22 protein-coding genes are annotated in these 23,874 nt (G+C 53.8%); 11 read left to right on the top strand and 11 right to left on the bottom strand.

Annotated features, from left to right (window positions below; genetic code table 11):
- Nucleotides 1-68: 68 nt before the first annotated feature.
- Nucleotides 69-1,793 carry an endonuclease MutS2 gene (locus E3E37_RS03695; protein WP_167714918.1) on the top strand — a complete coding sequence of 575 codons (1,725 nt, stop codon included), beginning with the start codon at nt 69-71 and terminating at the stop codon, nt 1,791-1,793.
- Nucleotides 1,794-1,892: 99 nt separating this feature from the next.
- On the top strand, nt 1,893-3,068 hold the full coding sequence (locus E3E37_RS03690) for an AAA family ATPase (RefSeq protein ID WP_167714916.1): 1,176 nt from the start codon (nt 1,893-1,895) through the stop codon (nt 3,066-3,068).
- A 5-nt stretch (nt 3,069-3,073) separates the two neighbouring features.
- Here the strand turns inward: E3E37_RS03690 and E3E37_RS03685 are convergent, their stop codons facing one another.
- Together E3E37_RS03685 and E3E37_RS03680 are read right to left on the bottom strand one after the other, a co-directional pair.
- Nucleotides 3,074-3,742, bottom strand: coding sequence for a Kae1-associated kinase Bud32 (locus E3E37_RS03685; RefSeq protein ID WP_167714914.1), 669 nt, complete (start codon nt 3,740-3,742; stop codon nt 3,074-3,076).
- A gap of 4 nt (nt 3,743-3,746) precedes the next feature.
- Nucleotides 3,747-4,058, bottom strand: a complete 312-nt coding sequence (locus E3E37_RS03680) for a hypothetical protein (protein ID WP_167715390.1) — start codon at nt 4,056-4,058, stop codon at nt 3,747-3,749.
- Nucleotides 4,059-4,235: 177 nt separating this feature from the next.
- Here E3E37_RS03680 and thsB point away from each other — a divergent pair, with 177 nt between their 5' ends.
- From thsB to E3E37_RS03660, 4 genes are all read left to right on the top strand, one after another.
- Nucleotides 4,236-5,891: a thermosome subunit beta gene (gene thsB / locus E3E37_RS03675; protein WP_167714912.1), complete on the top strand. Its 1,656-nt coding sequence runs from the start codon at nt 4,236-4,238 to the stop codon at nt 5,889-5,891.
- Between the two features lie 99 nt (nt 5,892-5,990).
- Nucleotides 5,991-6,869, top strand: coding sequence for a zinc metalloprotease HtpX (locus tag E3E37_RS03670; protein WP_167714909.1), 879 nt, complete (start codon nt 5,991-5,993; stop codon nt 6,867-6,869).
- 81 nt (nt 6,870-6,950) lie between these two features.
- A complete protein-coding gene (locus E3E37_RS03665) occupies nt 6,951-7,850 on the top strand; it encodes a M48 family metalloprotease (RefSeq protein WP_371731682.1) in 900 nt (299 codons plus the stop codon).
- A 112-nt stretch (nt 7,851-7,962) separates the two neighbouring features.
- Entirely contained in the window at nt 7,963-9,105 is a 1,143-nt protein-coding gene (locus E3E37_RS03660) for an amidohydrolase (protein ID WP_167715388.1), read from the top strand.
- Nucleotides 9,106-9,472: 367 nt separating this feature from the next.
- Here E3E37_RS03660 and E3E37_RS03655 read toward each other — a convergent pair whose 3' ends face one another.
- The 5 genes from E3E37_RS03655 to E3E37_RS03635 are packed head-to-tail and all read right to left on the bottom strand — an operon-like array spanning nt 9,473 to nt 13,557.
- Nucleotides 9,473-10,309, bottom strand: coding sequence for a hypothetical protein (locus E3E37_RS03655; RefSeq protein ID WP_167714905.1), 837 nt, complete (start codon nt 10,307-10,309; stop codon nt 9,473-9,475).
- A gap of 45 nt (nt 10,310-10,354) precedes the next feature.
- The gene (locus E3E37_RS03650; RefSeq protein ID WP_167714903.1) at nt 10,355-11,305 is read right to left on the bottom strand and encodes a radical SAM protein; all 951 of its coding nucleotides are present in this window, start codon (nt 11,303-11,305) and stop codon (nt 10,355-10,357) included.
- Nucleotides 11,289-12,113, bottom strand: coding sequence for an NAD(P)/FAD-dependent oxidoreductase (locus E3E37_RS03645; RefSeq protein ID WP_167714901.1), 825 nt, complete (start codon nt 12,111-12,113; stop codon nt 11,289-11,291). The genes E3E37_RS03650 and E3E37_RS03645 overlap by 17 nt, the downstream gene beginning before the upstream one ends.
- Nucleotides 12,095-12,727 (bottom strand): isochorismatase family protein, encoded by a 633-nt coding sequence (locus E3E37_RS03640; protein ID WP_167714899.1) that lies wholly within the window; start codon nt 12,725-12,727, stop codon nt 12,095-12,097. Before E3E37_RS03640 ends, E3E37_RS03645 begins: the two co-directional genes overlap by 19 nt.
- Nucleotides 12,728-12,750: 23 nt before the next feature.
- Entirely contained in the window at nt 12,751-13,557 is an 807-nt protein-coding gene (locus tag E3E37_RS03635) for an SDR family oxidoreductase (RefSeq protein WP_167714897.1), read from the bottom strand.
- Nucleotides 13,558-13,628: 71 nt separating this feature from the next.
- Between E3E37_RS03635 and E3E37_RS03630 the strand changes: the two genes are divergently transcribed.
- Nucleotides 13,629-14,636, top strand: a complete 1,008-nt coding sequence (locus E3E37_RS03630; RefSeq protein ID WP_167714895.1) for a deoxyhypusine synthase — start codon at nt 13,629-13,631, stop codon at nt 14,634-14,636.
- An 87-nt stretch (nt 14,637-14,723) separates the two neighbouring features.
- Complete coding sequence (locus tag E3E37_RS03625) at nt 14,724-15,896, top strand: ATP-binding protein (protein WP_167714893.1); 1,173 nt, start codon at nt 14,724-14,726, stop codon at nt 15,894-15,896.
- 9 nt (nt 15,897-15,905) lie between these two features.
- Here the strand turns inward: E3E37_RS03625 and tiaS are convergent, their stop codons facing one another.
- Nucleotides 15,906-17,180, bottom strand: a complete 1,275-nt coding sequence (gene tiaS / locus E3E37_RS03620; RefSeq protein ID WP_167714891.1) for a tRNA(Ile2) 2-agmatinylcytidine synthetase TiaS — start codon at nt 17,178-17,180, stop codon at nt 15,906-15,908.
- A gap of 44 nt (nt 17,181-17,224) precedes the next feature.
- On the bottom strand, nt 17,225-17,755 hold the full coding sequence (locus E3E37_RS03615; RefSeq protein ID WP_167714889.1) for a GNAT family N-acetyltransferase: 531 nt from the start codon (nt 17,753-17,755) through the stop codon (nt 17,225-17,227).
- A gap of 44 nt (nt 17,756-17,799) precedes the next feature.
- Between E3E37_RS03615 and E3E37_RS03610 the strand changes: the two genes are divergently transcribed.
- Nucleotides 17,800-18,756 (top strand): transcriptional regulator, encoded by a 957-nt coding sequence (locus E3E37_RS03610; protein WP_167714887.1) that lies wholly within the window; start codon nt 17,800-17,802, stop codon nt 18,754-18,756.
- Here the strand turns inward: E3E37_RS03610 and E3E37_RS03605 are convergent.
- Together E3E37_RS03605 and E3E37_RS03600 are read right to left on the bottom strand one after the other, a co-directional pair.
- The gene (locus tag E3E37_RS03605; RefSeq protein WP_167715386.1) at nt 18,749-19,999 is read right to left on the bottom strand and encodes an HD domain-containing protein; all 1,251 of its coding nucleotides are present in this window, start codon (nt 19,997-19,999) and stop codon (nt 18,749-18,751) included. The two genes, E3E37_RS03610 and E3E37_RS03605, sit on opposite strands and share 8 nt — an antisense overlap.
- Before the next feature lie 83 nt (nt 20,000-20,082).
- Nucleotides 20,083-21,366, bottom strand: a complete 1,284-nt coding sequence (locus E3E37_RS03600; protein ID WP_167714885.1) for a phenylacetate--CoA ligase family protein — start codon at nt 21,364-21,366, stop codon at nt 20,083-20,085.
- Nucleotides 21,367-21,485: 119 nt separating this feature from the next.
- Here E3E37_RS03600 and E3E37_RS03595 point away from each other — a divergent pair, with 119 nt between their 5' ends.
- Nucleotides 21,486-22,544, top strand: a complete 1,059-nt coding sequence (locus tag E3E37_RS03595) for a hypothetical protein (protein ID WP_088864636.1) — start codon at nt 21,486-21,488, stop codon at nt 22,542-22,544.
- 6 nt (nt 22,545-22,550) lie between these two features.
- The gene (locus E3E37_RS03590; RefSeq protein WP_167714883.1) at nt 22,551-23,645 is read left to right on the top strand and encodes a DUF835 domain-containing protein; all 1,095 of its coding nucleotides are present in this window, start codon (nt 22,551-22,553) and stop codon (nt 23,643-23,645) included.
- Nucleotides 23,646-23,874: the final 229 nt, after the last annotated feature.

Below are 23,874 nucleotides of genomic sequence, written 5' to 3'. Positions count from 1 at the left end.
AGGTTTATAAAATTTGCCGTCTCTGGGATTCAGGTAACTTTTTTAGCCCTTTGGACATTCCCTTAGCGATGACGCTCAAGCTGAACCCTGAGGCTAAAGCGATATACCGCTCAATCCGCGAGGAGATAAAGAAACGGCTAGTCCTCCCTGGGAGTTCGTCTTTTCTCGATATGTTTGAGCCAACTTCGGACCGAGAGGAGATTCTCCGCAGACAGGATTACCTCAGCAGGAACCTTCCAAAGATAAGCCCCGAACTGAGGGAGCAGGTCGCTAGGGTTAAACCTGTAAAGTTTCGCCGTGATTACCTCCACGACAGGATTCTAATAGTGGATGACGACGAGATTGAAAGGGCAGGGGAGCTTGGCCTCTGCGAGGTTTCTACGAACCCGGAGGATTCGGAGGGATATCCGCTCGTGCTCAGCACCATCGGCTACGGCATCGACGTTGAGCCCGTCCCCTCGCAGGTTGCACCGGAGCTGTACATCATGCCCCTCTGGGAGAACAGAGAAACGCTTGATGCCCTGGCCAGAATTGGAGAACTAACCGGCGAGGGCAGTGTTGCCCCGGAAATCCTCAGCAAGCTGGAGAAACTTGGCGAAGTCATGGAAAGGCGAAAGCTCCTCGATAGCCTTGAGGAGCTAATAGCCGAGAGGGAGCGCGAGCTGAACGAGGAGATTGAGGAGAAGCTTGAGAAGTTCAGCCTAACGCTGAGCGGGAAGGAGTTGCTCGACTTCCTCGGCGAGCTCAAGGCCGGGAACTACGAGGCGATATTCAGGCACTTCGGTGAGGTCGAGGGTGAAATTCTCGACCTGATAAACGAGGCCGAGAACCAACTCAGCGAGAGTCTCGGCATCACGGTAGAGCTCTTCTCCAGGGAGGAGCTTTATCCCGTAACCGTTCCTCCCGAGAGGGTTGAGATGCTCCGTGAGGAGCTGGAGAGGGAGCTGAAGGTCGAGCTTTACCTCAAGAGCAGAGAGGTACTTGAGAGAATCATGCCCCTTCTTCCTAGACTTAAGGAAGAACTCGGCCGGGTTCACGAACTGGACTTTCTGCTGGCGGTCAGGAATTTCGCAGAGGGATTCTCCTTCCCCGAGCTCTGGGAGGGAGGAATGGCGTTCGTCAACGGACGGCACATCTTCATCGAAAACCCCCAGCCCGTAAGCTACGTTGTCGGTAAAAGGCCGGAGGGTTTCAACGTGAGCGGTTCGGAGAACGTCCAAGACGAGAGAATCGTAATCCTCACCGGAGCCAACAGCGGCGGAAAGACGAGCCTTCTGGAGCTCATAACTCAGATAGAAATTCTGTTCCACATGGGTCTCCCGGTTCCTGCTGAAAGGGCCTGGGTCGAGCCCCTCGATGAGCTGTTCTTCTTCAGGCGGAAGAGGAGCGCCTACGGTGCCGGGGCGTTTGAGACGGCCTTACGCTCCTTCGTCCGCGCGCTCAAAGGCTCCGGCAGGAAGCTGATCCTCATAGATGAGTTCGAGGCCATAACCGAGCCCGGTGCGGCCGTTAAGATAATCGGCGAACTCCTCAAAATAGCCCACGAGAAGGGCTTCTACGTTGTCATAGTGTCGCACCTCGGCGAGGACCTCAGGAAAGAGCTCCCCTTCGCGAGGGTCGATGGAATAGAGGCGAGGGGTTTGGACGAGAGGCTCAACCTCATCGTCGACAGGCAGCCGGTCTTTGGAAAGCTCGGCAGGAGCACGCCGGAGCTGATAGTTGAGAGCCTCGCGAGGAAAAAGCGCGGGAAGGAGAGGGAGATTTTCGAGAGGGTGCTGAGGGCGTTCAGGTAGGAATGAGCTTTGCATATTGTCTTTGTGCAGGGACGAAACGCATGCGTAGCGTCCTTGCGTGGGGACAAGATTTATAAACATCGCGACCAATCCTTAATCATGGATGAAAAGGTAATAACTTCCCTTTTGGCCACGAGCAGAAGGTTGATGTCTTGGGCTAGGAAGTTCCCGAAGAGAAGGTTTCTGTACGATGAAATACTCAATATAGACGAGGAGTACTACATAGGCATTAAAGGCATCAGGGGTATTGGCAAAACTGTTCTCCTCCTCCAATTAGCGCATGAAATGGAAAGAAGCGTTTATTTCTCGGCAGATTCAACGCTGATCAGGCCTTTTTCTCTGCACGAAGTTGTCAAAACCCTTTCCGAGCTCGGCTACCGGAACATATTCATCGATGAAATCCATAGAAAGCCGGAATGGGCCGAAGACTTGAAGACACTCTACGACGAGCATGAAGTCCGGATATTTTTCTCCGGTTCCTCGGCGATTGATCTCCTGCATTCAGGTGCTGACCTCTCCCGCAGGGTTGTCTTGAGGGAACTTCCTCCCGCGTCCTTCAGGGAGTGGCTCAACATAAAGATGGGTCTTGACCTGCCGAGACTTTCTCTGGAAGAAGTCACTTCCAGGTCGTTTGACCTCACAAATATGTACATAGAACTGCACACCATGTGGAAGGATTACATGGAGAAGGGTGGGGTGCTCTATCCCGTGAGCGGATTCTACGATGCCCTTGAGAACTCGATCAGAAAGGTCATTCTCGAAGACATCTCAGCGCTCAGGGAGGTCAGCGTGAAGTACGAGACTGACGCCTACCGCCTGCTGTATCTCGTGGCGAAGTCGGCTCCCTTCGAGGTCAACTACTCCTCAATAGCCAAAGAGCTCGGCATTTCGAAGAACATGGCCATAAGGCTCGTGGAAGACCTCTCAAAGGCGGGACTAGTTTACGCACTCCAGCCCTGCAACAGCGTGAGGAAGGAGCCAAAGCTTTATCTCACCGTCCCCCTCAGGATGTTCTTCGCTAGGAAGGGCTTCAATGTCCATCTGGGGGCTTTGAGGGAAGAGTTCTTCGTGAACCATATGCGCTGGGTCTCTGAACCCTGTTATCTGAAAGGAAAGCGCGGCGAAAAGACGGCCGACTTTAGGATCGGCGAATGGGTGATAGAGGTCGGGGGTGGAGGAAAGAGCAGGTATCAGAGGCCCGATTACATGGCAGTGGATGGCTTGATTACTGGGAAAGGCAGGATCCCGCTGTTCCTTTTTGGTTTTGTCTATTAGCACCTTCAGCCAACCCAGCTCCTTTCCCTGTACCTGCCACGGCTCTCTATCTCTTCGATCTTGTCCCTTATCTCCCCGACCTTTTCCTCACCGCGAATCTCAGCGTAGCCCCCCAGAACTGCCTCAAAGCCCTTCTCAAACCATGTATAGTGGGTGCTCTCCATTGCGCGCTTGAGGAGGTGCAGGTCAACACCCTGTGCCTCCAGCGTCGGGTCGAAGTCCGCTAGGCCAAAATCGATCAGGTAAACCTTTCCATCCCGGAGTATCATGTTGGATGTTGTCAGATCGCCGTGGACTATGCCGGCCTGATGGAGCTTTCCAACCTGCCTCCCAATCTCGCGGCACAGCTCGAGCCTTTCGTCCATGGGGGCGCTCTCCAGCAGCTCCTTGAGCCTCTCACCTTCGATAAACTCCATGACTATTATCATCTCCTTCATGTCGACCTCGTAAACGTAGGGGCAGTTCACGCCGAACTCCTTTGCCCGGTGCAGAACCCTGGCTTCGCGGACGGTTCTCTCCTTTCTCAGTTTCTCGTCTATCTTCCTTATCCGGTAGCGCTTCGGAATCCTGTGCTTGACGATGACCCTCTCCCCGGGAAGGAGCTCGGTTCCAAAGTACTCTCCGAATCCAGCCAGGTATATCTTGGCCTCTGCCCCCTGCTTTATCAGCTTCATTCGCTCACCCCACCTCAAGCGAGAGATCCTGCATCAGCCGGCGGTAGTTTCTAACCACAACCCTTATCTCAACGACGTTTTCCATCTTGATGACCAGAATTCCCTCGTTATCCCGTACAACTAAAACGGCCTTATCAACGTTTCCATCGTCGAGAATTCTACGGGCGTACTGGAGCTTTCTGGAGTTAGAGTCCAGCATATCATCGAGAATCGAAGCGGCGTTATCGACATCCACGCTCACGACGCCGTAATCCTCTATCGAGCCAAGAACGTGAAGGGCCTTCTCGCGGGTTAGGGGATATACCTCAGGTCCCATCGCTTCCACCGGCGGTGTCTTGGTTCTCAGGGTTTTAGCCCTTTCCCCCAGTTTTGGCCATAGTTTCTGTCATTTGTTCAGATATTCTGGTATTTTTTGAAATTTTTGACCCAAAAATTTATATGCAGCACTGACGAAGCGTTTCTGCAAAAAGGAATCTGATAGGAGGAATGTCAAATGGCACAGCTTAGCGGACAGCCGGTTGTTATTCTGCCTGAGGGGACTCAGAGGTACGTTGGAAGGGACGCCCAGAGGCTCAACATTCTCGCCGCGAGGATTATAGCCGAGACTGTTAGGACCACCCTCGGTCCAAAGGGTATGGATAAAATGCTCGTGGACAGCCTTGGGGATGTCGTTGTTACAAACGACGGTGCTACTATTCTCGACAGGATAGACCTTCAGCACCCGGCCGCCAAGATGATGGTTGAGGTTGCGAAGACGCAGGACAAGGAGGCCGGTGATGGTACTACCACTGCCGTCGTCATCGCCGGCGAGCTCCTCAGGAAGGCTGAAGAACTCCTCGACCAGAACATCCACCCAAGCATAATCGTTAAGGGTTACACGATGGCCGCCGAAAAGGCCCAGGAGATACTCCAGGAGATAGCCATCGAGGTTACCCCGGACGACGAGGAGACCCTCATGAAGATAGCCATGACCTCGATAACCGGCAAGAACGCCGAGAGCCACAAGGAGCTCTTCGCCAGGCTTGCCGTCGAGGCGGTTAAGCAGGTGGCGGAGAAGAAGGACAGGAAGTACGTCGTGGACATAGACAACATCAAGATAGAGAAGAAGGCCGGCGAGAGCGTCGAGGAGAGCGAGCTCGTTCGCGGCGTCGTCATCGACAAGGAGCGCGTCCACCCCAGGATGCCGAAGAGAATTGAGAACGCTAAGATAGCCCTCATCAACGAGGCCCTCGAGGTCAAGAAAACCGAGACCGATGCCAAGATAAACATCACCAGCCCGGACCAGCTCATGAGCTTCCTTGAGCAGGAGGAGAAGATGCTCAAGGAGATGGTCGACCAGATAGCTGCCACTGGTGCGAATGTTCTCTTCGTCCAGAAGGGTATTGATGACCTCGCCCAGCACTACCTCGCCAAGTACGGTATAATGGCCGTCAGGCGCGTCAAGAAGAGCGACATGGAGAAGCTCGCCAAGGCCACCGGTGCCAAGATCGTCACCAACGTTAAGGATCTCACCGCCGAGGACCTCGGCCACGCTGACCTCGTTGAGGAGCGCAAGATCGCCGGCGAGAGCATGATCTTCGTTGAGGGCTGCAAGAACCCGAAGGCTGTGACTATACTCATCCGCGGTGGAACCGAGCACGTCATCGACGAGGTTGAGCGCGCCCTGGAAGATGCTATCAAGGTCGTCAAGGACGTAATGGAGGACGGCTACGTCCTTCCGGCCGGAGGTGCCGGCGAGATAGAGCTCAGCATCAAGCTCGACGAGTACGCCAAGGCCGTCGGCGGAAAGGAAGCCCTTGCCATCGAGAACTTTGCCGATGCCCTCAAGATAATCCCGAAGACCCTCGCCGAGAACGCCGGCCTCGACACCGTCGAGACCCTCGTCAAGGTCATCAGCGAGCACAAGAACAGGGGCAGGAACATCGGCATCGACGTCTTCGAGGGCGAGCCGGCGGACATGCTCGCCAAGGGCATCATCGAGCCGCTCCGCGTCAAGAAGCAGGCCATCAAGAGTGCCAGCGAGGCTGCCATAATGATCCTCAGGATCGACGACGTCATCGCCGCCAAGATAAGCAAGCCCGAAGGCGGCCAGGCCGGCGGAATGCCCGGCGGCATGGGCGGAATGGGCGGCATGGACATGGGCATGTGATGCCCCCTTCTCTTTTCTTGTACCCAATCATGTACCAAAAAGTTTTATTTGTAAATCCGCCTTTTCTTATGGGAGCGATGAATCCACGGAGGTGAGAGCATGGGGCTTGGTCTGTGGCTTAGAACGGGCCTGCTGATGGCCGTGCTGACCGGACTACTTATGGCCATCGGCTATGTCTTCGGCGGCCCCAGTGTTGCCTTCATGATGTTCCTGTTCTCAATGGTCTTTAACTTCATGACCTACTGGTACAGCGATAAAATCGTCCTGAGCTGGTACAACGCGAGAATAGTTGACGAGTTTGAGGCACCGGAGCTCTACGTCATAGTAAGAAAGCTCGCCGAAAACGCGGGTCTGCCAATGCCCAGGATTGCCATAATCCCCAGCGAGACACCCAACGCATTCGCCACCGGCAGGGACCCCAAGCATGCGGTCGTGGCGGTGACGACAGGGCTCCTCAAAATCCTGAACAGGGATGAGCTCGAGGGCGTTATAGGTCACGAGCTGACCCACATAAAGAACAGAGACATGCTCATCGGAACGTTCGCGGCCGCTCTGGCCGGGGCAATAATTCAGCTCGCCTACTGGGCCAGGTGGATAGCGATATTCGGCGGCTTCGGCAGAGATGAAGACGACGCAGGCAGTGTTCTGGCAGCTATACTAATAGCGGTCCTGGCTCCAATAGCGGCGATGCTCATCCAGACCGCGGTCAGTCGTTCAAGGGAGTTTTTGGCGGATGAAGGTGGGGCGAAGATAAGCGGAAAGCCTCATGCTCTGGCAAGCGCACTGCTGAAGATAGAGAGGGCTGTCCGCTACAGGCCGATGCGCGAAGGAAACCCTGCAACGGCCCACATGTTCATCGTAAACCCCTTTAAGGGGACCAGCCTGGCGACTCTGTTCTCAACCCATCCGCCGACCGAGGCGAGAATAGAGAGGCTCAGAAAGATAGCCGAGGAGATGGGCTACGCCCCGACTTTCTGATTTCCCATTTCTGTCCATCGTTTGAAGCGAACGAAAGCTTTGTAAAGGCGGTTTGAAAGGTAAACCAAAGAGGTGATGGATGTGAAACTCTGGCTGTTCCTCAGAACGACGTTCATGATAGCCCTCCTGACGGGCCTTCTGATGGCCATGGGATACCTCCTCGGTGGCGCCAGATGGATGACCTACATGTTCTGGTTCGCCGTCATAATGAGCTTCCTCGCCTTCTGGTACAGCGACAAGCTCGTGATCAAGATGATGAAGGCAAAGCCGGTCAGCAGGGAGGAGGCACCCGAGTTATACGAGATAGTCGAGAAGCTCAGCAAGAGGGCAGGCCTTCCGATGCCCAGGATAGCTATAATCGACGACCCGACGCCGAACGCCTTCGCAACGGGAAGAAACGCCAAGCACGCCCTCGTGACAGTAACGACAGGAATCCTAGAACTCCTTGACAGGGACGAGCTTGAGGGCGTCCTCGGTCACGAGCTGACCCACATAAAGAACCACGACATACTCGTCGGCACCATCGCCGGTGCACTGGCGGGTGCGGTCGTCTACATAGCCTACTTCACCAAGTACCTCGCCTTCTTCAAGGCCATATTCGGCGACCTCAGTCTCGACAGATTTCTCTATGCCCTGCTGATTGCCATAACTGCTCCGATAGCGGCTATAATAATCCGCTCCGCCATAAGCAGGCGCAGGGAGTTTGCGGCCGACGAGGGCGGTGCGAGGCTCAGCGGAAAACCCTGGGCCCTTGCGAGCGCGCTTCTGAAGCTCGACGAGGCGGTAAAGAAGCTCCGGAAGGAGGCGGAGGCGAAGAAGAAAAAGCCCCTCGGCAACCCGGGGCTGGCCCACCTCTTCATCGTGAACCACTTCGAGGGCGACCGCGTTTCGAGGCTCTTCGCCACCCACCCGCCCACCGAGGAGAGGATAGCCCACCTCCGCGAGATAGCCAAGGAGATGGGCGTCGAGTTCCCCTACTGAGCCGTTCCTTTCCCCTACTCTTTTGTTGCATAATTATTGAATTGCGTAACCCCTTAATTCCGGAGTCGATAAGCATTTAAGCGTTAGTGCACATCTCTTAACGGTGGTGAACGTGAAAGCCGTCAAGGCTAGTCTTCTCTACGATGGTTTGGGGAACGTTCTGAGGGACGTCTATGTCGTTTTTGATAGAGACATCGTTGACGTGACGAAGGAGAAGCCGAAGGAAGCCGAGATAATAGCCGAAGGCGTCGTAACGCCTGCCTTCATAGACGGGCACAGCCATATAGGGATGGACCGCTATGGGGAGCCCTACCAGGAGGGTGAGGCCAACGAGCAGATGGACGCGGTTCTCCCCCTGGTGGATGCCCTATACTCCATCTACATGGACGACAAGGCCTTCAAGCACTCGATAGAGTTCGGCGTGCTGTATTCCTCGGTTCTGCCGGGAAGCGGGAACATAATCGGCGGAAAGGCGGTCTTCATCAGGAACTACGAAAGGGACATTGAGGATGCATTCATCAAGTACGCCGGCGTTAAGGCCGCCTTCGGCTACAACCCGCGCTCGACAACGAGCTGGAAGGGGACGAGGCCGAGCACGAGGATGGGGGCGATAGGAATCCTCCTCAGCTGGCTCATAAAGACCCAGAAGACGATAGCGCTCCTTGAGAAGGGCAAGAAGGAGCCGGAAGAGGTTGAGCCCACCGTTGAAGCCCTGATTCCTGTCCTGAAGGGAGAGGTTCCCCTCCGCGTCCACGTCCACAAGGAGGACGACATCGCGGCGCTGCTCATGATAAAGCGGAAGTTCGGGCTCAAGATAACCATCGAGCACGCCGGCGACGTCCACAGCAGGGAGACCTTTGAGAAGATAAAGAGGGAAGGCGTTCCGGTCATCTACGGCCCCTTCGATGCCCACCCATACAAGGTTGAGCTGAAGCACGAGGACTGGAAGAACGCCAGATACCTGCTCGAGGTCAAGCCGCTCTTCGGGCTGATGAGCGACCACCCGGTTACGCTCCAGGCCAACCTCTACCTCCAGCTCAGGCACTTCATAAGGCTCGGAATGAGCAAGGAGGAGGCGATAAAGGTCATCACCCACAACAACGCGAAGATACTCGGCGTTGATGATAAGCTTGGAAGCGTAGAGAGGGGCAAGTGGGCCTCGCTCGTCGTCTGGAACGGCGACCCGTTCCACCTGGAGAACTACCCGACGCACGTCTTCGCGGAGGGAGAGCTGATTCACGAGGCTGGGTGGTGAGGCTTTTGTTTTAGTCCTTTCTTTGACTTTTTAAATTTCCATAAGAGGAGTAATATGCCAGTCTCCCCGACAAAAAGTTTAATATGTTGCATTATTGGTTGGATCATGCTGTAAAAACTGGGTTCTGGGATTCCACTGAACATTATCCGGGAGTTGACCCATAAAAAACATAGTCCCATTACCAGTTGGATATAGCTAATTGGATCAATATGTTCTGGACCATCAAATTCGATGAATCTAACGAAGACATAGTCTTTAATACGCACATATCTCAGATTTTGTATCTCCATTAATCTACGGTTAATATACACTAATGTACTAGTATCAACGCTGTTATGGTTAAGATAAAAAAGGAGATTTTGCAACACTAAGCGTCTTTGACGAGTTCAGTCGTATGAACAAAGCTTGCATACAAATAAATCATTATTAGTGCAAGAACAAATACTCCTATTGACGGTGCAGATATTATAATATTAGACATTTCTCTGATTACTGGGGCCCCTAAATAGCCCATGATGACAATGTTAACAATATACCATATTTCGAGAAATTGCTTTTTCCTGATTTTGGTGAGGATGCTAGACGGAGCTCTAATTGCTCTGTTAGACGTGTTAGAGATTTCATATCTTTTTGGGAGAAAGTATTCTGTGCTAATATTTAACTCGAAGAATACTCCTATTCCGATAAATAGCGAGCCCAACATGATCAGCATAAATGCTATTGCAACAAAAAGGACAAAATATAGTTTACTTAAATCCCCATTTGGCAAAAGACTGGGGGTGAATATGCCAAAACCAAAAGCTAGTATTATGATAATGATAATAAACTTTAGTGCGGTTGTTGAGTATCTCTTAGTGTGTAACAACTTTGGATCTATGCTAGGATTTTTATTCTCCAAGTCACTTTTGGATACGATCCAAAATGCTCCTATGATTTCGGTAAATAATGCAACTAACAAGAATAACAAAATTAGCACAAAGAAAAAATTTGAAATTGAATCTACGAGGTCAGTATCTATTTTACTAGAGTATAACATTGAGATCATAATGGACACGGTAAATAACACAACTGTCATTATGTAACTAAACTCTCCAAAATTTGACAATGAGGCAAGTAATTTATTTGTTGCTTCTATTTCAGATTCCAGTTTCGACATAGTCTTGGTGTAGAGAATTTTTTGTTTGAAGTGCTTTCTGGATGTCATGATCTGTCATCTCTTTAACTATTATAGATTTAAAGATTTTTGTTGCTACGTTGTTTTAAAGTAGCTAAACCCCCTCGCGAAGGTGTAGGCTTCCCTAAGCTCTGGCCTCTCCTTGAGGAAGCGGAGGATGTACTGGCCGCAGTTCGAGCCGATGAGGTTCTCTCTGGTGTCCCCGACCGAGATTATGACGTCGTAGCCGAGCCCCCTGAGGTCATCAACGAACTTCCTGTGCTTCATCGGAAGGCCCGTCTCAAGGTCCACATCGTTGGTGAGCTTGTTCTTCAGCACGCTCACCGTCGGGTTGAGCGGCGTTATCTTGATGAGGAAGTACTCCTTCGGGAAATGCTCTGCTATGACCTCTGCATCGGCCTCGTTCTCCCTCGCCAGGGCGAAGTTGAGCGTGATCTTCTTGCCGCCCTCGTCGTAGAAGGCCTTTCCGTACCCGGCTATCCTCTCGAAGTCCCACTTCCTGACCGGGATTATCTCGTCCCTCTGCTCTGGGCTGGTGGAGTGTATCGAGAACTGGAGCTGGAAGTTGGTCGGGAACATCTCCTTCTTGAGCTCGAGGAGGGCCTCGAAGAACTTATCGGTTCCTATCGGGGCAACGGTGGAGAGCGATGGGTGGAAGTTCTCGTAGCGCTCGCCCAAAATGCGCATCGCCTCTATCACCGCCATGTTGAAGCTCGGCTCGCCCATGCGCGCGAACTGCACCTTGAACTTCCTGGTTTTGGGCTTCCCGTTCCAGCGCCTGACTATCGGGTACTCTATCTGCTCTATCAGCTCGTCCAAGTCGAGCCTCCCCTTGTAGAAGAAGCCTGCGTCGCACATCTTGCAGCCCACGGGGCAGCCGTTGAGCGATGAGACGATGAGCACCCACTTCTCGGCCGGATTGTAGGTCGGGATTGACTCGACGAACTCCACTATGTTGCCCTTTGAGGTCTTTCCTATATAAACCACCGCAACGTTGGGATCGCCAACCTCACTCAGTATCTCCATACCTCTCCCTCCTCCATATCACCATCGCGGTCTTTATTCCGTCTGCTATCGCCACGGCCGTCTGGCGGTAGATTCCGTTCTTAACGTCCCCGACCAGGAAAAGGTTATCGTCTTCAATGCCCTCCACCAGCTCGATGTTCGGCACCCTGCCGATGGCACCGAGCACTAGGTCAGCCTCAAAGTTGCCGGCGCTCGTTCTGGCTAAAAGCTTTTGCTTCCCGCTTATAGGCCTTATTTCCCATACCTGTCCCATCAGCGTCCTGATGTTCGGGCGCTTCCTCACGAGTTCCTGGAGGTAGGGCAGGGCCTTCGGCTCGCTCCTCATGAGAATTATTACCTCATCGCTGGTCTCGCTCATGGTCATGGCGTAGTCAAAGGCCACATCGCCGCCGCCGATGATGAGAACCCTCCCGTAGTGCCTCTCCGGAATTTCGGTGACGTGGTAGATTATCCCCTCGAAGGGAAGCCTTCTCGGTCTCGTTCCGGTTGCCACCACGAGGTACTTGAAGCGGTGAACCCCGCTCGCGGTTTCAACTTCAAAGAGTCCGCCGGTCTTTCTCACGGCCCTAACTTCCTCGTAGAGGATTTTCAGGTCGTACTTCCTCACGTACTCCTCAAGAATTTCGACGACCTTTTCACCCTTTATTCCGTCCGGGAAGAACATCGTGTTCTCGACGGAGTAGGCGTTCCTTATCAGCCCGCCTATTCGGTCGCGCTCGAAAATCACGCTCTCTATCCCGTAGCGCGCCAGCTGCACCGCCGTCGCTATACCTCCTATTCCAGCCCCGATTATCCCGACGAGAGCCATTCCAGCACCTCCTCTAACAGGGGCGTGACCGCGAAGCCGTGGGAGAGGTTTCTGAGCGTCGCCTCGTGGAAAAACCTGTTCTGGGTCAGCGTCCCATCGACCGGAAATACTACGTTGAAGCCCCGCACGAAGGCCTCTCTGGCGGTGGTCTCGCAGCAGAGGTGCGTCATGACGCCGGTGACGATTACGGTTTCCACGTGGAGTTTTCTCAGAATGCCCTCAAGTTCGGTTCCGTGGAAGGCGTCGTAGGTTCTCTTCTCAATGACGGTTCCGGCGAAGGGCCTGAACTCTTCAAGAAGTTCGTTCAGCGGGTCGTCTCTTGGCATATTGCCGCCCCACCACCGGGTCATGATGTCGTTCTGGTGGAAATGACGGGTGAAGATTATCGGAACGCCGAGCCTCTCTGCCTCTCTGTAAAACTCCACCAGCATCGGTACGAAGCGCGGCGCGGAAGGCAGGAACGCCCTGCTCTCCGGCCTGAGGAAGTACGCCTGAAGGTCTATCGCCAGAATCGCCGCCTTCCGGAACGGTTTGACCTTCTCCCACTTCCTCGGCCTGAAGTACCTCCCTCTCATCTCAGCTATGAATTCCCCGGTGAAGTAGTCCTCCTTCATGGGCGTGAGAAGGGAAAGGAGACTTAAATGTCTATCCCCCTCGTCATCGCGCCGTCTATGATGACGGTCGAGCCGAGCATGTATTCCGCTTCCTCGCTCAGGAGGAAAGCCACGAGCGAGCCGAGTTCCTCCCACCTGCCGGTCCTGTGGAGCGGAGTTCTGGCCAGAACTTCCCGCTCCCAGGTTTCCTCAAAGGGTTCTCCCCTTGCTTCGGCGAGCTTTTTCAAGTTCTCCCTCGCTCCGGGGGTGTCGAAGCTGCCGAGCAGAACGCTGTAGGCCCTTATTCCATGCTTTCCGTATGTTCTCGAAACGCTCTTTGCCAGCTGAACCAGACCCGCCCTCGTAACGTCCGCCAGAACCAGCGGCGGCATCGGCTCCTTTATCGAGACGGAGTTGAGGTAAATCAACGTGCCCTTCCTTTTCCTCTCAAGCCACACCTGGACGAGAAGCGTTGTCAGATAGCCCGGGGCGACCGTGTGAAGTGCGGAAGCCTCAATCCAGTCTATGTAGGTCGCCTCGTGGAGGAGGCAGGGTTCACAGCGGACGTTGGGAACGTTCCAGACGAGTGCATCAATGCCCCCCAAAAGCTCCCAGCCCTCTTTGACGAGGTTCTCCAGATCGCGCTGGTCGAAGAGGTTCGCCCGGACCGCGTGAACTTCACCGTATTCCGAGAGCGTTTCCAGGGCCCTTTTCAGGTTCTCCTCGTTCTGGGAGCTTATTACCACGCGCGCGTTCCTCTTCAAAAGCTCCCTGGCAACGTTGAAGCCTATGCCGCGCGATGAGGCCGTGACGATGACCCCGAGACCGTTCAGGTTTATCCCCACCAACATGGGGGGAAGTTGGGGCTGGAGAATAAAACGCTTTCCCAAAACTTTATACGTCCACCCTCGAACCCGAAACCATGACCGAGCCGAAGGATATAGTCCTCAAGGAGAGCGAAGAGGTTGAGGGCCTTCCAATCGAGGGGCCCTGGCTTGATGAGGTTTCGAGCCTTGAGGAGGTTCTGGACTATTACGAGCGCATAGGCTTTCAGGCGACGCACCTCGGAAGGGCGGTAGAGATATGGCGTAAGGTCGAGGAGAAGCGCGCTAAAGGTGAGGAGGTTAGAGTTTTCCTCGGCTACACCTCCAACATCATCTCCTCCGGGCTGAGGGAGCTGATCGCGTGGCTCGTCAAGGAGGGCAAGGTGGACGTGATAGTCACCACGGCCGGTGGCATAGAGGAGGACTTCATAAAGGCCCTTAAGCCCTTCATCCTCGGTGACTGGCAGGTGAACGACGCGGAGATGCGCGAGAAGGGCATCAACAGGATAGGCAACATCTTCGTGCCCAACGACCGCTACATCGAGTTCGAGAAGTACATGATTCCCTTCTTCGAGCGGGTCCTTGAGATGGAGCGCGAGAGGGGCAAACCGCTAACGGCGAGCGAGTTCATCCACGAGATGGGTCGCTACATGGACGAGAAGCTGGGGAAGGAGAAGGAGCGCTCCGTTATTTACTGGGCCTACAAGAGAAACGTCCCCATCTTTTGCCCCGCCATTACCGACGGCTCGATAGGGGACATGCTCTACTTCTTCAAGGAGGAGAGAAACGATAGAGAGCTTGTCATAGACATAGCCAACGACATAGTCAAGCTCAACAATTTGGCCGTTACTGCCAAGGAGACGGCATCGATAATTCTGGGTGGTTCCCTGCCGAAGCACGCGATTATCAACGCCAACCTCTTCAGGGGAGGAACGGACTACGCCATCTACATCACAACCGCTATCCCATGGGACGGCTCGCTTAGCGGCGCACCTCCGAGCGAAGGGGTCAGCTGGGGCAAGATAAGGGCTAAAGCGGATTACGTCGAAATCTGGGCAGATGCCACGCTCGTCTTCCCGTTGCTCGTGTGGAAGGTGATGCGCTGACATTTCGTTCTTTTTCATAAACGATATGCATGCATATCGTCCTCGTGTGAGGACAAGATTTATAAGTAAAACTTCCCACGTTAAAACATGGACGATAGAATCCTCACATCCCTCATCGCCACGAGCAGGCGGGTAATGGCGTGGGCGAGAAAGTTCCCAAGAAAGCGCTTTCTCTTCGATGAGCTCAGGGCCATTGATGAGGAGTACTACGTTGGCATCAAAGGAATCCGTGGCGTGGGCAAGACCGTTCTTCTGCTTCAGCTCGCCAACGAAACCGAGAGCAGTGTCTATTTTTCCGCGGACTCAACTCCAATAAAGCCTTTCTCGCTGTATGAGGTTGTTAAATCCCTCGCGGAGATGGGATACAGAAACATTTTCATCGATGAGATCCACAGGAAAGCGGGGTGGGCCGAGGACTTAAAGACGCTCTACGATGAACACGAGGTTAGGGTGTTCTTCTCGGGCTCATCAGCAATAGACCTGATTCATTCCGGGGCAGACCTGTCAAGAAGGGTCGTCCTCAAGGAACTCCCCCCGGCTTCCTTCCGGGAGTGGCTCAACATAAGGAGGAATTTCAACGTTCCCAGATACCCTCTGGAAGAAGTCCTTTCCAGATCGTTTGACCTGACAAATATGTACGCTGAACTCCACCCCCTCTGGAGGGAATACATGCGCGAGGGGGGAGTACTCTATCCGAGAAGTGGCTTCTACGATGCCCTCGACAACTCTATCAGGAAGGTGATCCTCGAAGACCTCTCCGCACTGAGGGAGGTCAGCGTTAAGTACGAGACCGATGCGTTTAAGCTTCTCTACCTCGTCGCTAAATCCGCCCCATTCGAGGCCAATTACTCGCGGATAGCCAGGGCCCTCGAAGTTTCCAAGAACATGGCAATAAGGCTCGTGGGGGACCTATCGAAGGCGGGGCTTTTGATTGTCCTTCATCCCTGCAGGGGCGGGAGAAAGGAGCCTAAACTATACCTCACGGTTCCACTGAGAGAGTTCTTTGCCAGAAAAGGCTTTGACACCCACAGGGGTGCCCTGCGCGAGGAGTTCTTTGTAAACCACCTGAAAAACTTTGGCCCCTGCTACCTGAAGGGCAGGAGAGGCGAGAAAACGGCAGATTTTAAGGTTGGGGAATGGGTCATAGAAGTCGGCGGCGAATCCAAGGGCCGTTATCAGAGGCCCGACTATATAGCGGTTGATGGCCTTATCACCGGAAAAGGAAGGGTTCCTCTATTCCTGTTTGGTCTGGTGTACTAATCCTCCAGGCTACACAAGCTCAAGAATCCTCTCCTCCCCGCCCGGAAGGACGAGGGGCCTCGACAGGTGCTTTCTGGCATCTGGAGGAACCTCATAGATCTTCCTCTCCAGCCCGCGCGGGACCTCAACTGGAATGAGCTTTTTCGGCATTCTATAGCCACAGCGCTTGCACTTGAGGTAGTCGCCCTTGCTCTTCATCGTCCCACCGCAACGTGGACACTTCGGCTTCTGATATTCTACTTTGGGGACGAGCTTCACCGGGTAGAACTTTTCGAGGTTGAGCGTCAGCACTCCTTCGTGCTCCTTCACTCCACCTGCGGCGATTATTTCATCGCCCGGTAGGAGCTTTCTCACGTAGTTCCTGAACTTCTTCGTCGGTTCGAAGGCGGCAACGCGGATTCTTCCCGTCTCGTCCTCCAGCTCAAAGAATACGTGCCTCCCGCGCTCCCAGCAGGGACCAGCCACTTTACCCCTCACAACTGCGCTGTCGTAGAGCTTCAGCTCGCCGATTTTTTTGTATGTAAGGTGGTCGTCGGTGTTCTGGTTCGTCTTGTAGAGCTGGTAAAATGTCACGGGCTCCTCAAAGCGAACCATCTCAAAGGTCTGGAGAACCTTCCCCGCGTCGATCCCGCGGATTCCAACGAGGACGGGATCCTTGCCGTGGGGTGTTATGAGGACGGTCTTTTTGTATGGATCAACGTTGTCGTAGGTGAAGGGGTAGCTCCAGCGGTCTGCCATGAAAACGCTCTCCGAATCGACCCTTCTCGGCCTTCCCCAGTTTTCCCTTTCGCGATAAGCCAGCAGTTCGTAGGTGAAGCGTTTGAGCGGGTAGCCGATTGAAGCGAGCGCGCCGATTATACCCCTCCCGAGCTTGAACTTGAAGTACTCGGCCCCGACTTTCCCCGCGACCCTTTCAGCTTCCTCGATGGTGACGTGCTCCCTCAGGGCCCTGAGCGAGAACTCACGGAGTTCCTCCGGAATAGCCCCTTCGAAGAAGACGACGCCGGGGTTGGTGTTCTCGTGGGTAAAATCTGCGAGCTGGTTCACGTAGAAGAGGACAGTGTTTTTGATCTCCGAGATCAGCTCTTCCTCGACCTTAAAAGTCATCGAGACCGCTCCGTTACCGCGGGTTTTGTAGGGTATGTTCGGGTTGAGCCTGATGAGCCTCGGCAGGTCCATAGGCTCCGCTAAGCGGGACAGCTCGCGGTAGAGGAGGGCACCGAGGTAGGTGGTGCACATGCCGTTGGGTGAGTCGGTGTCGTCGATTCCGATATGGAGGAGCATGGGTGAAGAAACGAGATGGGGGTTTAAAAAGCAAACGGCAACGTTCATTCCCTGAACCTCTCGTAGCAGAGCACATCAACGAAGCCTTCTCCGGGGACGTATTGGTGCTTCCTCCAGCGGCCGGCGAGTTGAAAGCCGTTCTTCTCAAGAACCCTTATCGATGCGATGTTTGTCTCGAAGACGTGGGCGTAGACCTTCCGCAGGTTGAGCCACTCAAAGGCGTATTTGAGAGCGAGCTTGACTGCTTCGCTCGCGTAGCCGTGCCCCCAGTGCTCCTTGGCCAGAAAGTAGCCCAGCTCGGCACGACCGTTGTGGTGGTCTATCCTGTGAAGGCCAACGAGTCCGACGAGGGAGCGCGAGGAATTTTCCAGGATTGCGAAGACCTTCTCGTGCTTCTTCTCTCTCCGGAGAGCCTCGTACCATTCCAGCTCGTCCTCGTAGAAGAATATCTCCTCCGGGAAGGAGAGGTATTTTCTCACATCGCGGTCGTTGTACCATAGCCACACGTGTTTTAGATCCTCGCGGAGGAGCATGCTGAGGGAAACAAGATTGCCTCGGAGTATTATCGGTCTCATGCGAACACCTTAACTTTATTAAGTCCTTTGCGTATTTAAAAATGATGGACAGGGAGAGGCTCATAAGAACCGTCGAGGCGATACTCAGGGGCACGGGCTATAAAACGGCACGGATGGACTTCAAGGGCTCGTGCTTCGACATAGTGGCGAGCAGGTTACTCCTCCTGCTCTTCGTCAAAGTTGCCACCAACATAGACACCGTTACCGAGGAGCAGGCCGAGGACCTTAAGCGCCTGTCCAAGTTCTTCAAGGCGTCACCGCTGATAGTCGGGCTCAAGACGAAGAACGCCGAGCTTGAGGAGGGTGTCGTTTACGAGAGATTCGGCATTTACGCCCTGAGGCCCGAGACGCTCTACGACGTCCTCGTCGAGAACGAGTTGCCGGCGATATTTGCCGAACGCGGCGGCTTCTACGTGAGGATAAACGGCGGTCTCTTGAGGCGGTTGAGGGAGAAGTACGGTTACTCCGTGAACGAGCTTGCCCAGCTCCTGGGGGTCTCGCGCAAGAGCCTGATAAACTACGAGCGCGGGGAGCAGGCTGTATCTCTTGAGGTCGCGATACGGCTTGAGGAGCTGTTCGACGAGCCCCTGGCCGAGCCGATTGATATACTCCACTCGACGGTCGAGGCGAACCTCGACGTGACCCCAGAGAGTCCCCTCGAAAAGGAAATTTTTGAGCGCCTCAAGGGACTTGGCCTCGGAGTCGTGAAGGTCAAGAAGGCGCCCTTCAACGCCGTGTCCAAGGAGGGCGAGTTCAACATTCTCACCGGAATAGACGAGACGAAAACCCGTTCAACGGTCAGGAGGGCCGAGATGGTGACTGAGGTCAGCAGGATAATCAACAGCGACGGCGTTTTCATTCTTGAGAAGACCAGGACCGAGGTGGTCGGGGAGGTTCCCCTGATACCGAAGGAAAGTCTCAAGGAAGTCCGGGACGCCGATGAACTCATAGAGATGATAGAGGAGCTCAAGAAGGAGATAAAGAAGCAGCTGTTCAGTTGAAGAGAACTTTTCTCCAGACCTCCCGCACCTTCGGGACATATTCTCTGGGCGCGGCTATGAGGACTGCCCAGCGCGGCGTTTGCCGTCTCTTGAGAGCGTTGGCGAGCGGTGTTACCTTGGTCAGAGGCTGGAGCTCTCCGTTGCTCAGGAGGACGTTTATCTCCGTTGCCTTGAGCCTTGGCTCGCTGAGCATGAGGTCCGCTATGCTGAACTCCAGAATAATCTCCCCCTCCTTCGCGCCGACCATGTCCGCGAGGGTTCTCTCTATCTCCTGTCTGCGTTTCACATTTCTATATGCAGCCAGGAGCTCCCTCTTCTCCTCGCCTGTCAGCTCCTCCGCGCTTGCCAAAACGGCAGCCTTGTAAAGCTCGCGGTACTTTATGCGCCTCACCATCTCCGCAGGGAAGCCTTCGAGGTCCTCCAGCTCAACCAGAACCCTGCAGTCGGTCATGCGCCAGAAGTCCCAGAGGTAGCCCTCCTCCAGGGCGAATTCAAGGGCCCTCGTGAGCATGCCCTCGGCTATCTTGACCGTGTGGTGGAAGTAAACCCTGGAGTACATCAGCGAGCGGGCCACCATCATGCCCTCAACGGCCTCTATGCCCTTCTCATCGACGACGAGTTCGCCATCGTGAATCCTGAGCACCTTCAGCAGTCTCTCAAGGTCTATTATGCCGTGGGCAACGCCGGTGTAGTGGGCATCCCTCACGAGGTAGTCGAGCTGGTCAACGTCAACGTCGCCGTGCAGCATGTGACCGAGGTAGTGGGTTTCGTGCTTCCCGCGTATGAGGTTGGCAACGTCCTTGGGTGTGAAATCGTAGCCGTAGGTCTCGATTATCTCCGGAATCCTTCCTCCGTTCTCGCTCTCGGTTATGTTCACCTTTCCCAGCACCATATCCTGGCCCAGGTGCATGTGGTCGTGCTCCTTGACGTAGTGCTTGTATATGCTCTCAAATGTGTGGCTGAAGGGTCCGTGACCGATGTCGTGAAGCAGCGCCCCGACCTGCAGGAGCATGCTCTCGTTTTCGTCCAGGCCGACTTCCTGCGAGAGCCTCTTGGCGAGATGCCATGCACCGAGCGAATGCTCAAAGCGGCTGTGGTTGGCACCGGGATAGACAAGGTAGGCCAGGCCGAGCTGTCTTATGTTCCTGAGCCTCTGAAACTCGGGGGTTTTAACGAGGTCGAGGATAATACCGGTAAGCTTCATGCTACCGTGTATGCCGTCGTGAATAATCTTTCCATCCATTGACACCACCGCTGGAATTTTGAGAAGAGCCTTATATAAATTTTCGGCGTTATGACAAAATTGGAAGGGAAAAGAGGGCGGAATCAGAGATCCTTGCCAACGATGTATATCCTCTTCGTTTTCCCGAGCTTCTTTGGAAGGTCTGCCCTGAGCTTCTCAAGCGGCACAGCCTCGATAATCAACTCGGCCTGCTTGGACTCCTCCACCTCATAGCGAACGGGGTTGTTCGCCTCGTAGATGAGCTCCCTGACCTCATCCTCTATTCCCGCCGGCTTTTCTCCACTGTAAGCGACGCGCAGTATTGCTTTCGGTTTGGGATTCTCCGGTGAGAGTGGGTAGTAAATTATCACGAAGTCAAGGAGTGCCGGGTGGTCGTAAACTATCTCCATCACTTGATCGATGTGGAGTTTGGCTCCGGCTAGCGTTACAACGTCCTTGATGCGGATTATGTTCCTGACTTCTCCGTTTTCAATCCTTGCAAGGTCGCCGATGTCATAGTTAAAGAGGGGCAGACCGGTAAGCTCTCCCTCTCTCATGACTTTGGTTATGTAAATGCGCTTGTAGTCATCGTAGCCGTCCCCGTTGTCCTTGAGGACGACTATTGATTCCTCGAAGTTGAACTTCGTTGCTTTCTTCCGAGTAATGACGCGGTAGCCCGTTATGGCATCCTCCGTCGAGCCGAAGTTGTCTATTATCACTGCGTTCTCGAACAGTTCAAGGGTAGCCCTCGCGAGTTCAGGGGTTAGTGTTTCGCCCCCGACGACTATGGTCTGGATGTCCTCCTTTATGGACTCGGGGAGAACGAGGCCCAGGTTGTAGGCCGTGGCGGTCAGGCAGAAAAGGGCTGTGGGCTTTATGTAGCTCAGCTCTTTGAGGAGCATGTCCTTGTCAAGGAGATACTGGATTGGTATCTGATAGTATGCAGACTTGGCGTTGAGCGCCTCAAAGCTTCCGAAGGCAAACATACCCGATGAGGAGGGCAGTGGTGGGAAGAACGAGGCTATCCTGTCCCCTTTGTCCATGTACTCTCGGATCCACGGTTCGACCTGTCGGGCCGTTCTGAAACGGTCGTCGCGAGTGTATGGAATCCTTTTGGGTTGTCCAGTCGTACCGCTCGTTCTCATGACTGTGTAGAATACCCGCGTTTCTTGTATGTAGTCGGGCCATACCTTATCGATGGCATAGAGGTCGTGCGGGGTTATCTTTACGGTATCGGCAAGATTAGCTAGCTCATCGAGGGACAGCCCATCGGGGTCAACACCTGAGAACTTCTCCTGCCAGAACTTCGTCGTTTCTAAGGCTTTTCTGAGGGTGTACCTAAAGTCATCAACCCCCTCCCTATCAACCCTTCCAACAATCAAAGTCATGTACACTCACCGGAACAATAAATCGCGCTAATGGTATATAATTGTTGGGGTTTGTCCAACCAAATATGGATAGATTCCAACAAGAAAGGTTTTTATACAGTTCCTGTTAAATTACCCCCATGAACTATCGGGAAATATTGGATAACCTCTACAAGAATCCGTTGAAAATAGATGGTTCCGATATGAAGGAGTACCTCAGAGAGGTTTTTGAGTTTCATTTTCAAACCACCCCTTACTGGAGGAGAATTTCCACCGAGCTTCGACCGGACTTGGATTCAATATTCCAGGGGACGCTGGAGGAAATTTTCGAGAACATTTTTAACTCCGGGCTTGCCGTGGATGAGGAATACCTCAGACACAACTGGGTGGAATTCGTTCCCGAGGGCTACACCGGGAGGATAAGGTTCTATCAATCCTCCGGAACCACGAGGGAGCGGGCCATTGGGCACTGGGACAGGGAGTACCTTTTTGCTGTCCACAGGTATCTGAGAACCTCCCTCGACGAAATTTACGCTCTTGACAAGACCTACGGTGAGGATCACCGGATGAGAACTATCGCCCACGGTCCCTACGGATGGTTTCAGGAAGAGATAAGCGAGCTGGTGTGGAGCTACGGAGGTTTGCTGTATTTCATAGGCATGGAGACAGATGGACTGAAAAAGGTCTACGAAACCCAGGGCTTACCCGCGGTTTTGAGGATGCTGGATCCGCTGGTCAGATACACCCACCGAGTTATGGAGCGCGATTCCATAAACACCGTACGGTCGGCGCCTCCGTTGATGGCACTTTTTGAACCGTACAGCGAGGAAATTGAGACGGCGATAATAAGCGGCGTGGGCATAAACCATGAATTCTTCGAGGAACTCGGTGCTAAATTCAAGGGCGCAAAGCTTATACCCCTTTATGGGTATTATCTCATTGGCGACCTGATGGGTATACACCGGGGCAGGGAGTTCTGGTACTACCCTAACTATCCGTTCACAGTAGTGTTCCCCATGAAGAAAGAGGAGGGCAGGTATAGAATAGTGAAGCGCTCCGAGCGTGGAAGGGTGGCCATGTTGATAGCTAGACCAGAAGTTTTGGTCGTCAAATTTGAGGACGAAACGGCATTCAGAACCCCCCCATATGGGCCGTTTAAATGGGATGGATTCGGAGACCCCGAAAGGAAAGTGAGGTGAGATGTATTGGATGGCATCCATGCGTTGGTGTTTGTCGAGGCCGTGATGGTCCTGATTGCGGACTTAGTGGCCGCGGGATGGATATTCCGTATATACCTCCGTAACCGGAGAAAATCAGCCCTGGCCTTCTCGTTGGCGTGGATCTTCGATTTCCTGGCTATTCTTTTAACAACCATTGCGAACCCCACCGCACAGCTGATGGGTGTTCTTCTACTGCCCGCGTTCTCCGGCTTAATATTCTACGGTGCAGTGAAGTTCTTGGAGGAAGAATCCATTGCCGTTAGGTACAGAACCCTGAGCGCGCTGGCGATAATGCCAGTAGCATTCATGATATATATGGTAGGGGTTTACCTTTACACCGGGGACGCTGTATGGACAATAACGAGTGCCGCCACCCTCGGCATAACTGGTGTGTTTGTCATAGCGGGGGGACTCCTTCTTAAGGAGACCGAGGAAATTTACAAGAGCGCGGTCAAATACCTCTACATCAGCATAATTCTCTTTGGACTGCACCTGATTCCTGCTGCACTCTTTGGTATTGAGGAGTGGTATAAGGCCGTTGGTTTTACGCTCTCCACAATACTGATAGTCAGCATGGTAGTGGCCATGGTAAAACTCACATCCTCTGAGTCATTTACACCGAGGAGGGGGAGAACTGCAGCACCTGTTGACCTGAAGCCAGGGGTTGTTATAGTCAACGGAAAAGAGTATCAGAAGCTCAAGGAGAAGCTCAAAGACAGACCGGTTCTGGCCTTCGTCAGGGACGTTACCCAGGTTCCGGAGGGATGGCAGTACTACTTTGTCACGACGATACCCTTCCAGGGGAGGTTCAAGAACACAATAAATCCGACTAATCTCGCCAGGATGACCGAGCTCTCGTACAAGTACCTAGAGGAGTTTGCCAAAATGGGTGGTCATGGGATAATAGTCATCGACTGCCTTGAGTACCTTACAGTCTACAACTCATGGGAGAGCCTCATGAAGTTCCTGTCGAAGCTCAGGGACTTTGTGATAATCAACAAGGGTACCCTGATACTCGTCATCGAGAAGGAGAGCCTTGAGAACAGACTCTACGCCCAGCTCAGGAAGCTCATGGGGTGAGACAGCTTTATATACCTTTTCTCTTAACCTTATAACGCCCCTGCGCGAGGACCCCGGGGAGAATGAACCGGGGGGCGATGCGGGGGCTACAGCTCGGCCTCAGCGAGGTCCCCGCGGGAGGGCCTTCCGCGTTACGGAGCGCGATGACCGCGGGAAACCCAGGCCGAGCACAATCAGGCCCGCCTGGGTTAACCCGCCCGAGTTCGCCGTTCGGCACCGATGGGGGTGG

It is taken from the genome of Thermococcus sp. ES12 (assembly GCF_012027515.1).
In the GTDB taxonomy this organism is placed as follows: Archaea; Methanobacteriota_B; Thermococci; order Thermococcales; family Thermococcaceae; genus Thermococcus; species Thermococcus barossii.
The sequence above is the reverse complement of the archived record's forward strand: the minus strand, read 5'-3'. Positions and strand labels throughout refer to the sequence as shown.